The sequence below is a fragment of the Streptococcus suis genome, assembly GCF_029616525.1.
In the GTDB taxonomy this organism is placed as follows: domain Bacteria; phylum Bacillota; class Bacilli; order Lactobacillales; family Streptococcaceae; genus Streptococcus; species Streptococcus suis_AF.
On the sequence record NZ_JANFME010000033.1, the window covers coordinates 1 to 12,185 of the forward strand.

At 40.9% G+C, this 12,185-nt stretch carries 13 protein-coding genes and 1 other RNA gene; all 14 read right to left on the bottom strand.

The genetic code is table 11. The features are described from left to right. Positions 1–130: 130 nt before the first annotated feature. The 14 genes from NOL38_RS09870 to tadA all read right to left on the bottom strand — a co-directional run bounded on the left by NOL38_RS09870 (position 131) and on the right by tadA (position 11,841). Positions 131–808 carry a rhomboid family intramembrane serine protease gene (locus NOL38_RS09870; RefSeq protein WP_277942045.1) on the bottom strand — a complete coding sequence of 226 codons (678 nt, stop codon included), beginning with the start codon at positions 806–808 and terminating at the stop codon, positions 131–133. Then, complete coding sequence (locus NOL38_RS09875) at positions 792–1,334, bottom strand: 5-formyltetrahydrofolate cyclo-ligase (protein WP_277942046.1); 543 nt, start codon at positions 1,332–1,334, stop codon at positions 792–794. The genes NOL38_RS09870 and NOL38_RS09875 overlap by 17 nt, the downstream gene beginning before the upstream one ends. A 41-nt stretch (positions 1,335–1,375) precedes the next feature. Then, positions 1,376–2,503 (bottom strand): N-acetyldiaminopimelate deacetylase, encoded by a 1,128-nt coding sequence (locus NOL38_RS09880; RefSeq protein WP_277942047.1) that lies wholly within the window; start codon positions 2,501–2,503, stop codon positions 1,376–1,378. Between the two features lie 9 nt (positions 2,504–2,512). Next, on the bottom strand, positions 2,513–3,211 hold the full coding sequence (gene dapD, locus NOL38_RS09885; protein WP_024376132.1) for a 2,3,4,5-tetrahydropyridine-2,6-dicarboxylate N-acetyltransferase: 699 nt from the start codon (positions 3,209–3,211) through the stop codon (positions 2,513–2,515). 108 nt (positions 3,212–3,319) lie between these two features. Next, entirely contained in the window at positions 3,320–3,949 is a 630-nt protein-coding gene (locus tag NOL38_RS09890) for a DUF4352 domain-containing protein (RefSeq protein WP_277942048.1), read from the bottom strand. A 106-nt stretch (positions 3,950–4,055) separates the two neighbouring features. Beyond that, positions 4,056–4,796 carry a metallophosphoesterase gene (locus tag NOL38_RS09895; protein WP_277942049.1) on the bottom strand — a complete coding sequence of 247 codons (741 nt, stop codon included), beginning with the start codon at positions 4,794–4,796 and terminating at the stop codon, positions 4,056–4,058. A gap of 87 nt (positions 4,797–4,883) precedes the next feature. Then, positions 4,884–5,849, bottom strand: coding sequence for a polysaccharide pyruvyl transferase family protein (locus NOL38_RS09900; protein WP_024401365.1), 966 nt, complete (start codon positions 5,847–5,849; stop codon positions 4,884–4,886). 290 nt (positions 5,850–6,139) lie between these two features. Beyond that, positions 6,140–7,489, bottom strand: a complete 1,350-nt coding sequence (locus tag NOL38_RS09905) for a glucose-6-phosphate isomerase (protein WP_277942050.1) — start codon at positions 7,487–7,489, stop codon at positions 6,140–6,142. Between the two features lie 103 nt (positions 7,490–7,592). After that, positions 7,593–9,014: a glycosyltransferase family 8 protein gene (locus tag NOL38_RS09910; RefSeq protein WP_277942051.1), complete on the bottom strand. Its 1,422-nt coding sequence runs from the start codon at positions 9,012–9,014 to the stop codon at positions 7,593–7,595. A 40-nt stretch (positions 9,015–9,054) separates the two neighbouring features. After that, positions 9,055–9,603, bottom strand: a complete 549-nt coding sequence (locus NOL38_RS09915) for a hypothetical protein (protein ID WP_277942052.1) — start codon at positions 9,601–9,603, stop codon at positions 9,055–9,057. Between the two features lie 139 nt (positions 9,604–9,742). Continuing rightward, an RNA gene (gene ffs / locus NOL38_RS09920) (signal recognition particle sRNA small type) lies at positions 9,743–9,832 on the bottom strand. A gap of 43 nt (positions 9,833–9,875) precedes the next feature. Then, entirely contained in the window at positions 9,876–10,739 is an 864-nt protein-coding gene (srtB, locus tag NOL38_RS09925; protein ID WP_277942053.1) for a class B sortase, LPKTxAVK-specific, read from the bottom strand. Positions 10,740–10,800: 61 nt separating this feature from the next. Continuing rightward, a complete protein-coding gene (locus NOL38_RS09930) occupies positions 10,801–11,259 on the bottom strand; it encodes a hypothetical protein (protein WP_277942054.1) in 459 nt (152 codons plus the stop codon). A gap of 90 nt (positions 11,260–11,349) precedes the next feature. Then, positions 11,350–11,841, bottom strand: coding sequence for a tRNA adenosine(34) deaminase TadA (gene tadA, locus NOL38_RS09935; protein WP_277942055.1), 492 nt, complete (start codon positions 11,839–11,841; stop codon positions 11,350–11,352). Between the last annotated feature and the right edge of the window lie 344 nt (positions 11,842–12,185).

The window sequence follows — 12,185 nt, forward strand, 5'->3', positions numbered from 1 at the left end:
ATTCTCCCTCTGCTTATTAGCTAGTATTCCTATCTCTATTATACTACTTTACATATGAAAAAGCCGTTAGAAATATAATTCTAACGACTTTGTCTTCATTCTGAAACTAGCAATCACTAGTTTTTTTTTATTACATCAAATAGAATATCCCTAGTAGAAAAACGAACAAGCCCATATAGCCAATGAAGCTGAAAAAAATCTGTTTTCCTGTAAAGAGATCCTTTTCCACAAGAGGTGGAAGGAACATCACGACCAAGCAGCCTCCAACAGCTCCTCCAATATGCCCTGCCATGCTGATGGTTGGATTAAAAAGTCCCAAAACCAAGTTCAATCCCAAAAGGACCATATATCGTTGACCGAGAACCTGTAGATAGGGGCTACGACTAAATTTCCTCAACAGTGCCATAGCCGCAAAAAGACCAAAGAGCGAGGTCGATGCACCTGCACCAACTACATCTGGTGTAAAAAAGAGAACAAAAAGGTTGCCCATAATCCCAGACAAGAGATAGAGGAGGAAGAAGCGCCTTGAGCCAAACAGTCCTTCTAATTGGTAACCCAAACCAAGCAAGGTGATACTGTTAAAAATAAAATGTTCCCAACCAATGTGGACAAAGATAGGGGAAATCAAGCGCCACAACTGAGTCGGATCATAACGCACCACTTGACCATACATGCCACCAAATTCAAAAATTGTATAGGCTGCCGTCGTCTGCCCAAAGCGAAATACTTGTATCAAAAGAAAAACAAGAGCCGTGACTGCCAACAAGCCATTGGTTACAGGGTAGCGCTTATCAAAAAAGTTCTTCAAAAATCAACAACTCCTTCACTGGAATATCAAATACATCTGGTTCGAAATCATAGACTTGAAAGTCTGCCAAGGTCGATACCGTCTCCCCCTGATAATCTGCTAGGTAGCGATCATAAAAACCACCACCGTAGCCCACTCGAAAACCCACTTGATTCCAAGCCAAACCAGGCACATGGATTAACTTAACCACAGACTTATCCACAGGTTGTGAATAAGTTCCAGGTTCCCAAACTCCAAACCTAGATTTCACCAAATCATGAGGATTATATTCTACAAAATCCATGCGCCCTTGTGAATAGGTCTTAGGGATGAAAATCTGCTTGCCGTCCTTTTGAGCCTGTTCAATCAGGTAAGAAGTGTCGAACTCATGGGGCATGGAAAGGTAAGTCCCAAGCGACTTTGCGCCCTGATAAGTATCAGAAGCAAGGAGGCGTTCCGTTAACTGCTGGCTCCATCTGGCTCGCTGACTACTAGTCAGGTCTTTCAAACTCTGCAAGACCTCTTGCCGAATGCTCTTTTTATCCACAGAAACTCCTTTCTTTTCAGAAAAAGACTGGAAAAACCAGTCTAATTTGCTTTCATTTTCAAAAAATCGCTCAACTTATCCACAGCAAAGGGAAGCACATCCTCTTTGGGACTGAGACGAGGATTGTGAAGGGGATAAGGCGTATCCACACCCAACCAGAACATAACACCTGGTACCTTGTTGAGCAGGTAGCCGAAGTCCTCACCCGTCATAGCAGGTGGACAGTCAATCATCTCCACTCCGTCAACCTGTTCAAAATAAGTCATCAGTTCATCCGCCAACTGAGGATTATTTTCCACAGGCAGATAACCGCTAGGATTGAGCTCAATTTCCAAGTCTACTCCAAAGGACAGGGCGATTCCTTCTGCAACTTCACGCACCCGCTTTTGCACCAGAAGACTCATGTTCTGGGTCAAGGCCCGAATGGTGCCGTGCAAGAAGGCCGTTTCCGCAATGACATTATTGGTCGTACCCGCGTGCATGGAGCCGAAGGTGACCACAGCCCCCTCAATCGGATCAACGTTACGGCTGACCACCGACTGCACCTGAGTCACAAAGTAACTAGCCGCCACCAAGGCGTCATTAGCGGTATGGGGAAATGCTGCGTGGCCACCCTTTCCTGTAAACCGTATCTTGACTTCACAGGTCCCGGCAAAGAGGGTCGCACGGTTGGTGGCCATTTGACCGACTTTGAGGTCCGGTCGGACATGGAGCCCATAAAATTCATCTGGCAACCAATCCCCAAAAGCACCCGCTTCATACATGAGCATGCCACCTGCTAGATTTTCCTCCGCAGGCTGAAAGAGGAAGAGCAGATTGTTTCTCGGTTGCTGCTCTGCCATTTTCTCCAAAAGCCCCAAGGCAATGGTCATGTGGAAATCATGTCCGCAGGCGTGCATCCTGTCTGGGTGGAGGGACTTGAAGTCCAAGCCCGTTTCCTCCACAATCGGCAGGCCGTCAATATCCGCCCGCCAGCCGATGGTCTTTTCAGGAGCAGAGCCTGTCAAATAGACTAGAATACCTGTCTTCCAAGTGCGGACTTGAGCAAAAGTACAATTTTGAAGTAAACCTTTAATGGTTTCCATAAGAAAGGCATGGGTCTTGAACTCCTCCATGCCCAGCTCTGGAATCTGGTGGAGGGCCCGGCGTGTCGCGATTAAATCTAGCATAGCTACCTCTTAGAGTGTCCGTAATGCCTCTTCCAAGGCTGTTTTTTGTTGGGTTTGAGCGTCGATTTCCTTGATGATACGGGCTGGTACACCTGCCACCACTACGTTTTCAGGAACATCTTGGGTCACAATCGCACCCGCCGCCACTACAGAGCCGCTGCCGATTTGCACACCCTCGATGACAACGGCATTGGCACCAACCAAGACATTGTCACCAACACGAACTGGCTCGGCAGAAGCTGGCTCGATAACACCCGCAAGGACCGCACCTGCACCGATGTGGCTGTTCTTACCAACCGTTGCACGGCCACCGAGAATAGCACCCATGTCAATCATAGTTCCTGGACCGATTTCTGCACCGATGTTGATAACAGCACCCATCATGATAACGGCATTATCGCCAATGGTCACTTGGTCACGGATAATGGCACCTGGCTCGATACGGGCATTGATGTTACGTTTGTCAAGCAAAGGCACAGCTGAATTGCGGCCGTCTTGCTCAACCACGTAGTCTACATTTTCAGTCAAGTTTGCCAAGAGTGGCTCGACGTCTTTCCAATCACCGAAGAGGACATTGCCAAGCTTTGTCACTTCAGCAGGAACAGGACCAGCCAATTCACCTTCAAAAGTCACTTTAACAGTTGTCTTCTTCACAGCATTGCCGATAAAAGCAATGATTTCTTGTGCAGTCATTTTTTGTGCAGTCATAATGTTTCCAATCTAAAAATAATATTTTTTCTATTATATCAAAATTTTCTGAAAATTTGGGAAGAAATGCAAAAAAATGAAAAAGAGGCTAAGTTAGCCTCCTAAACATTATTGAAGATTAATTACACCAGTTTCTGTTCCCCAAAAACCAGTTTGAACTCTTAATTGAATACTTGGGTCATTTGCTGTTTCTTCTGTAATATCAAATACAACATTACCTGTAACAGAATTTTCAGGATTTACCTCTGTTAAGAAGAATTTTGCATCTTGGTTAGCATAAATTCCTGCCGTTGAATCCGACTTGTATTCCACATCACCTTTGAGTAATGTAAAGAAATCATCCGTTACTGTAATAGCTTCCTTACCGTTGTTTTTCACGGTTACGTTCAGTACGAGAAAGACCCCGTTAGCAGTTTTGCCGAACTCTCCACCTACATTAGTGGTAACCTCTTTTGAATTGACAAGGTAAACAACGTCTCCAACTGGAACTTCCTGTCCAATACTGTAAGTAACTTCCTCTGATTTTTCTGAGCTACTTACTGATGTTTCTGTTGTTGTTTGACTAGTGGTTGATGTAGCTTGGTTAGAAGAAGTTGAAGAATTACTTCCACCACCTAATACACTTTGCAACCCACCAATAACAAATAATCCAACCAACACAATAAACCAAATTCGCTTGTAAAATGGTTTCTTTTGTACATAAACATTACCGTGTTCATCTCTAATTTTCTTTGCCATATAATCCTCCAAAATTATTTATAAAACCATTATATATATATATATCGGTTGTCAAGTAGTAAAATAAAAAAATTAGAAGTTTTACCTCCTAATTTTCAATCATTATCTAATCTTCAATTTCTTTTCTGGGATTGACAGCTCCGACGATATAATCCTGTACCAGACCCGTATCATCCAGTACAATCCCATGCAGAACTCCGCCGTAAACAGCTCCTCCGTCAATCCCCATTTTCCCATCTGAACTGGTCCAAATTTGGCTGATACGGAGTTTGGTCTGGTAGAGATTATAAACAGGGGTATGCCCAAAGACAATCATTTTCCCTGTGGTATTTTCAGCCTCATGGAAAGGGGTACGCAACCAAACCTTATCATGATTACTAGTTTTTCGCCAGTCTGGTAAGGTTAGATCCACACCAGCATGAACAAAGATATATCCTTCCGTTTCCATATGATAGGGACAAGATTTGACAAAATCAATCAGGTCCACATATTGTTCCATCACTGCATTAGCATCTACCAGACCATCAACTGGTGCATCTAAAGGACGACCGAGTAAGGAATTAATGGTCGTATCTCCACCATTTCTCCGATAGTGGTCATAGCGGTCAATCGGATCACGTAACCAGGCCAGAAACATCCGTTCATGATTGCCCGTTAAGCAAATCGCGCCCTTTTCCCTCACCAAGCTCCAGACCAACTCCAAACAAGCTTTGGAATTTTCTCCGCGATCAATCAAATCCCCAAGAAAAATCAGCTGTTGTCGTTCTTCATTCCATTTCTTCAAAATATCGAGTAGAAGTTCAAATTTTCCATGGACATCGCCGATTACAAAAAAATCTTTTTTCATATTATCTCCGCTTACTTTCTATCTCCCTTACCTTATTGAATCGAAATAAGGATTAGGAGCAAGTCCCAATCCTTCTAAAATGATTGATTAAAAACCAGTGCCATACTCTCTATAGGCAGACGCTACTCCTGTTGCAAAAGTTTGGATTAACTCTGGATCTCGTAATAATTCTGCGACAGGCTGTCCATTTAAGAAACCTTTTTTATTCTTAAATCCTGTAAAAGCTTGACATCTATCTTCAAGATTTTTTCTAGCTTCTAGAAATTCCGTTGGATTTTCTTTAGGATTATTAATATCGTAATCACCTGTACCCGACATGAATTCATCTAAGGTCATATGATTAGCAAGTTCCCGTAAACTACCAAAACGTTCTGGTTCAAAATTTGGCAATTCGATATTTAAAACAGAAGTTCCTAGAGCAAGGCACGGAAGAGTCGCATGAAGTCGTGTAGTAACAACCAAACGGGCTGATTGGTACAAATAAAGATAATATTTCGCTAACTTCATTCTACGTGTATCAGACATATATTTATGATTTGTATAAACACTTAGTCGGATAACTGGTAATTTCGATTCTTTCTCTAACTTTTGACAAGCTTCCTCAGGAAGATCAATAGCCAGCACAAAGTCTTGTTTCTTAATATATTTCTCTGGTTGGAGGGTAAGAGTCATACAGCCAGACCAATAAGACTCTACTCCCAAAGATTCCATATACTCCTTTGTATCCGCGCTTCTGGCACCAACTGGACCATATTTTTTAAAGAACGCAACGTTTTCCTCTGATGAAAATGGTACTTTGGCACGTCCAGTAACAAACATTGAAATTAATAGCGGAGTAATCTGTTCATTTTTTAGTGGAAAATTCTGAGGTCTATGAGAGTACCAACCGTTCATGATCAGTTTAATTTGTTCATCGGTGTCTGGTTTAAAATCATTCATATAATCCCTATTTATATAATAATCAATCTGTGGCAAGAAACGACTCGCCGCAATAGATTGGATTTCATCACCGATGTTTTCTGTCGAATAACTGAACAATGCATACTTTACCATAAATACCTCTTTTTAAAACTATATTTGTAACTATTATATCTAGTCCAAGGTAGTCTCGTCAATAGAAAAACTAAAAAACATAGATTTTCAATAGAATTCTTACAACAAATACCTCAACATATTAGCACAAGACGCATTACTCATATAAAACAGCTAAAAAATGTACCAACATTTTTTTACCAACAGTTCCAAATAGCGATTTAGATCTATAAAAAAGAACGACACCCTGGTATCGTTCAAATCGTCTCGTTTTCTTTAGACGCACCACTATCTCTAGTGGAAAGATTTTCTTACAAACGTGCGTTCAATTCTGCACCGAGTTCTTCAAATCCTGGTTTTCCAAGAAGAGCAAACATGTTTTTCTTGTAGGCTTCTACACCTGGTTGGTCAAATGGGTTAATCGCATTGAGGTAACCAGAGATAGCAATCGCCAACTCGAAGAAGTAGAAGGTGTAACCAAGTGTGAACTCATCTTGTTGTGGAAGAGTTACAAACATGTTTGGTACGCCACCATCAGTGTGAGCAAGAAGTACTCCGTCCGTTGCTTTTTTGTTTACAAAGTCAACATCTTTTCCTTGCAAGTAGCCAAGACCGTCAAGGTCTTCTGCCATTTCAGGAATCAAGATATTTTTTCTTGGTTTGTCAACACGAACTACTGTTTCAAAGATATTGCGGTTTCCTTCTTGGATAAATTGTCCAAGTGAGTGCAAGTCTGTTGAGAAGTTAGCAGATGTTGGGTTGATACCTTTTTGGTCCTTACCTTCTGACTCACCCGCCAACTGTTTCCACCACTCGCTGAAGTATTGAAGTGATGGCTCGTAGTTTGCCAAGATTTCTGTTACATAGCCTTTTCTGTAAAGGATGTTACGAACAGCTGCATATTGGTATGCTTGGTTTTCAGCAATTTTATCTGATGTGTAAGTCGTACGAGCTGCGTTTGCACCTTCCATAAGGGCATCAATATCTGCACCAGCTGCCGCGATTGGCAAAAGACCAACTGCTGTCAAGACAGAGAAACGGCCACCAACATCATCTGGAACAACAAAGGTTTCCCAACCATTTGCGTCTGCTTCAACCTTAACAGCACCTTTTGCCTTGTCAGTTGTCGCATAGATACGCTTGTTAGCTTCTTCTTGACCGTATTTCTTCACAAGCAATTCTTTGAAGACGCGGAAAGCAATCGCAGGCTCAGTTGTTGTACCTGATTTTGAAATCACGTTAACTGAGAAATCCTTGTCAGCAACATAATCCACCAAGTCAGCAAGATAGCTTGATGAGATAGAGTTTCCAGCGTAAAGGATTTGTGGAGCTTTGCGCTCTTCACGAGTTTGCAAGTTAACAAAAGAGTTGCTCAAGAAATCAATAGCTGCTTTAGCACCGAGGTAAGAACCACCGATACCGATAACTACCAAAACTTCACTTTCATTTTGGATCTTAGCTGCAGCTTCCTTGATACGCGCAAATTCTGCTTTGTCATAGTTTTCTGGCAAATCCAACCAGCCGATAAAGTCGCTACCAGGACCTGTTCCTTGACGGAGCATTTGGTCAGCTAGTGTAACTTGTGGTTGCATGTATTCTACTTCTTGAGCTCCAACGAATTGGCCCAAGACTTTTGAATAATCAAATGTAATATGTGTCATGTCATTCCTCCATTTATGTACCATAATATGATAACGCTTTATCATATTTTTTTCAAGAAATTTATCAATTTTCATTTATTTTCATGAAATGTTTTATGACAGCTTATTCCTTTACTCGACAAACATAGACTTGTTGGTTTAAAACATAAATATTCTGAGCTCGCTGAAGAGCTCCCCAGACAAAGGTTTCTTGTTGCTGGTCATCCCCAGTAAAACGAAGCCCCATCAGTATATTTCTTCGATAGAGATTTCCCCAGACCTTTGTATAAAATAGATGGCGCGCACTCGATGCCTGCATTTCATTCGCAATTGTGGAGAGTGACTTACGTGCCAATCTATATGCAGGATAGGGGAGGAATTGAAAACGACCACTTCTAAATCTAGCAAATGCACCTACTAACACATCCGACTCGGTTGACTCTGCTAATTTATATAGAACAGCAATACCTTCATCAAAAACAAAATCACCCTCTTCAACAAAAAGAATATATGGTCTACTTGCTGCCCGTAATCCCCTCTCTCTAGCTTGGTTTAATGATGTGGCAGCCTGGTAGTGATACTGAATACGACTGTCTCTCTGAGCAAAAGTTTGGCAAATTGTCGAAGATTGATCATCGGAGTTTGCGTCAACTAATATAATTTCAATATTATGAAAAGCCTGGTTAACAAGAGCTGATAGGGTGTGACTTAATGTTTCCTCTTGGTTCCGAAAAGCTACGATGACACTGACACCACCGTACGCTTTCATTACCTCCTTATAATTATTTCTCCAAAGAGAAATAATCTCGCCTACAGGAGATTCCCAATTTTTATCCCATTTTATCCAAGGCTTAATATGAGCAGAATTGTAATGGAATATTGCTACTTCTTCAATAGGTAAACGATTTTGTCGCATAGCCTCAGCAGTATAGTTATATCGTAATGGTACCTCTACGATTTTACCCTTCAGAGCAATATTAATAACATCTTGGTCCTGAAACTGAATCTGTCCCGTCAAACGCTCTGTTTCTGCGAAAAGTAGATTTGTGATATTATCTCGTCTCATTGCTTCTAGGTTCATCAATAAGACACCTGCATTCACATAAAGTTCATCTAATTCAAAACCAATACTCTTCTTGTAGGCCGCATAATGTCGGACAATATCCAATTCTGATACCCCAGCTAAGTAGGCATCTGAAAGATCTGTTTCCCAAAATTCTGTCAGATCTCCCGCAATTAGTAAGTCACTATCCAAATAGAGTACCTTATCCCAGTCAGATAGCAATTCTGGTAAAAAGTACCTAAAATAAGTTTCCAATGTGATATGGTGCATTGTCATTGGAAGTTTCTCAACCTTGCCTCTATCTAGCTCAGTATAAAGTCTTAGTTCTTCGATTGGAAGACGATTTAACTTTTTCCTAGATACATCTGATAAATCAGATGAAAGAATGGCTACTTTTACCGTGGAATGATAAGTACAAATGGCTTCAATAGTGGTAATAACATAGTCAATATGTGAATCAGTTACACAGAAGGCTACTTTCATAAAGGATTCCTAATTTCTATTTAATCTCCACCTCATTTTACTATAATACCCTTCCTTTAACAAGTCCTTTATGGTAACAGTCTTTTCTAATGGAGAAACTCTTCAAGCGATAATCCTCCAAAGTCTCTCCTGACTGGGTTACTGTAATCCATTTCGGGAGAATCTTAGATAGTAGGTAAAGCGGAATGAGGGCAGGATACCAAATGAACATGACTTCAAAGATGAACCGGTTGTTGTTGCCTCTTGAAATGTAACGTTGGCGGTATTCTTCTTTGAGAGAAGGGTGGGGAATATAGATATGAAATGGCACACCACCGCGTATAGACATGGCCAGCAACATTCTCATCAGAAAATTCAGCGCTACTAGGACTGTCTTTCCTTGTCTATGAAGAGTGTAGGCCTTATTGACATAGATTGTTTTATAGCGTTTATCCTTCAGTGGACGTTTGGTGGATTTTCGCTCCTCTTTCGTTAAATGACGAACACTGCTATTATCGTACTTAATGTCAGACATTTCTAAGTCCACAACATCTGTATATTTCTTAGCAAGTGTCGTTTTTCCCATACCTGGAAAGGCAAATAAAAACATAGGCTTTCCTCCTTATTCCTCAGTAGAATAGCAGAGCATCCAAAAAGTTTTCTTAAGTTGCCCCTATTTTGCCCCTCATTTCTAAAAATAAGCCAAAGAAAAAACCTCTGAAATCCTGATTTCAAAGGGTTTTTAGACTGTACGCAAAAAGAGCACACATTCGACCTCGCTTAGGGCTGCTGGATTCCTCCCCTGACCCGCTTCACGCACGAATGTTGCTCCGTTTATTATTATAACACTTTTTTATAAAATAGCAAATTTATTCTACAGGTCTAGCGAGTTGGTACATAGGTCAAACTCGAACCGTGTTGCTCAAGGAAACCCTCTAGCTCTGAATCTGGAATCTGTCTTAAGAATAATACCGCCCTTGTCGTTAAATCTTCAGCACGACAAGTTGCCAAGACTAGATAGTGATCAGTTGATAAGATTGGTAAATTTGGATTTTTAGCGACTGCTTCTTGACTAGCCAGAGCTAATAGATTAACGAACTCTTTCCCATCTGCAAAATCATGTTTGTAATAGTGAGTAGTTTCAGGGATAACAATTGTAAAAGCAGCTTGATAATAGAGAATTCTTTCTGGAGTCTGAACGACAAAGAATGGATGTTGGTCAAAATAAGCCTGGTTTTCATAGTAGGTCACAGTTTGAAAAATTCGTTCATCGTCTACCAACGGACCACGGACATGTCCAAACATCCAAGTCAGGGGATCACTAAAATCATTTTTACTTTCAGTATCCATAAAAACGGTCCCAAAATAAGGCTGGTATCCCCCTTCAAATGTCTTGTCAAGGTAGGTTTCATTATCCGTCGTTTGTACTACTGGCTCGTCCAAGGGTGTTCCTGGTGCATAAATATAGGCTACAGTATCTGGGTTTATACCCTTCAACTCTGTAAATCGTGCCTGCATTACCGCCTTTTCCTCAGGACTAACCTGATAACTAGGTACTACAACTTCTTGACTAGAGGAACTAGTTGACTGACTAGTTGTCTGAACAGTTACTTGCTCAGTCCCACGATCCCACAAGAAGTGGCTGACTGTCCTCCCAAGAATCCCCATTGCAACAACGACAAGTATCCCTAACAAAATTTGTAATAATCGAGGATTCTTTCTCTTATGCTTTTCACTTCTATTCATTAGCAACCTCCCAGAAAAAATAAAGTTGCCGTAAAAGGCAACTTTATTGGCCAATCAAGTCTTATTGTACTGGACTTGTACTTGGCAGAGTCTTCACTACTGGTGAGCTTGGTGGTTTTGGTACGGTTGGTACTTCGACATCTGTAGTAATGCCATAAACATATCCATCACCATTTTCGTCAATTCCACCTTTGAGGTTGAGAGACTCTTTTGTTGGTGCAGTAGCAGGAACTGCTACAATGTACTGCTCTCCAGTTTCTTCATCTGTTTTGACAGAGTAAATCAAATCAGATGTTTGAGCTGGAGCTGTTGGTGCTTCCGAAGGAACTTGGGTAATCTCAACAGTTCCATCTTCTAAGAATGCTTCAATATTTAAAGTTGGAAGCGGCTCTGCAGTTGGAGCCTCAATCTTAGAATGGTTGTTAGGATCTACTGTAGTACCCGGCTCTAGAGCTGTAACAGGAACTACCAAGCTTCCTAGAAAAGCAACCGTTGCAAGAGAAACGACTGTCTTTTTCATAATAAAACTCCTTCCAGTTTTATGATTAATATTGTAAGCGCTCACCACTCACACTACTATTATACAAGTTCATTTCTTAAATCTCAAGAATTATGTGGTTATTATATTGATTTTCTTTTGTTTTCTTCGTTTCCTGAAAAATTCCTGCATCATTTCGATACAGGTTTCCTCTAAAACGCCAGACTCAACGATAACTCGATGATTCAAGCGCTCATCAGTCAAAATGTCATAGAGACTACCTGCAGCTCCAAATTTTTGATTTTTTCCACCAAAAATCACTTGAGGGATCCGGGCAAGGCCAATAGCTCCACTACACATGACACAGGGTTCTATTGTGACAAAGAGGGTCGTATCCAGCAGTCGCCAATTCCCTTCAATTCGATTGGCTTCTTGGATGGCCATGACCTCTGCATGCATGATGGCCTGGTTGAGTTCCTCACGCGCATTGTGCCCACGGCCAATAATCTGTCCATCCTTGACAATCACACAACCAATTGGAATTTCATCCTTTTCTAGCGACTTTCTAGCTTCCTGCAATGCTTGAGTCATAAAATATTCTTTTTCTTCTTGTGTATAGTTCATAAATCTATTATAGCACAGCCCTGATAACAGTTCAAAATCACTTCTTTATTCTCTGCTATCAAAATCAATCTAACACTACTTCTTCCTTGTCACACATTTCTTTCAAAATTCTGCCCTTCTATTAACTTAAAAATATAAAAATACCTCCTCAGTCGAGAAGGTAGGGGGAGCAATATTGATATTAACAGATGTTAATATATCATTTATTGTCGATATTGTCAAGAAATTTTTAAAAAAAGGCTCTATAATTTCTGTAGTGGGTAAATCCACCATGGAAATTATGGAGCCTTTTTGAGTATAGAAAAAAGTCCCATATGACCTATAATGAAAAGTGTTCAACCAAA

What these genes read in the sequence shown, in the direction of transcription:
- NOL38_RS09880 (WP_277942047.1), bottom strand. Translation starts at nt 2,503, where the DNA reads ATGCTAGATTTAATCGCGACACGCCGGGCCCTCCACCAGATTCCAGAG.
- dapD (WP_024376132.1), bottom strand. Translation starts at nt 3,211, where the DNA reads ATGACTGCACAAAAAATGACTGCACAAGAAATCATTGCTTTTATCGGC.
- NOL38_RS09890 (WP_277942048.1), bottom strand. Translation starts at nt 3,949, where the DNA reads ATGGCAAAGAAAATTAGAGATGAACACGGTAATGTTTATGTACAAAAG.
- NOL38_RS09895 (WP_277942049.1), bottom strand. Translation starts at nt 4,796, where the DNA reads ATGAAAAAAGATTTTTTTGTAATCGGCGATGTCCATGGAAAATTTGAA.
- NOL38_RS09900 (WP_024401365.1), bottom strand. Translation starts at nt 5,849, where the DNA reads ATGGTAAAGTATGCATTGTTCAGTTATTCGACAGAAAACATCGGTGAT.
- NOL38_RS09905 (WP_277942050.1), bottom strand. Translation starts at nt 7,489, where the DNA reads ATGACACATATTACATTTGATTATTCAAAAGTCTTGGGCCAATTCGTT.
- NOL38_RS09910 (WP_277942051.1), bottom strand. Translation starts at nt 9,014, where the DNA reads ATGAAAGTAGCCTTCTGTGTAACTGATTCACATATTGACTATGTTATT.
- NOL38_RS09915 (WP_277942052.1), bottom strand. Translation starts at nt 9,603, where the DNA reads ATGTTTTTATTTGCCTTTCCAGGTATGGGAAAAACGACACTTGCTAAG.
- srtB (WP_277942053.1), bottom strand. Translation starts at nt 10,739, where the DNA reads ATGAATAGAAGTGAAAAGCATAAGAGAAAGAATCCTCGATTATTACAA.
- NOL38_RS09930 (WP_277942054.1), bottom strand. Translation starts at nt 11,259, where the DNA reads ATGAAAAAGACAGTCGTTTCTCTTGCAACGGTTGCTTTTCTAGGAAGC.
- tadA (WP_277942055.1), bottom strand. Translation starts at nt 11,841, where the DNA reads ATGAACTATACACAAGAAGAAAAAGAATATTTTATGACTCAAGCATTG.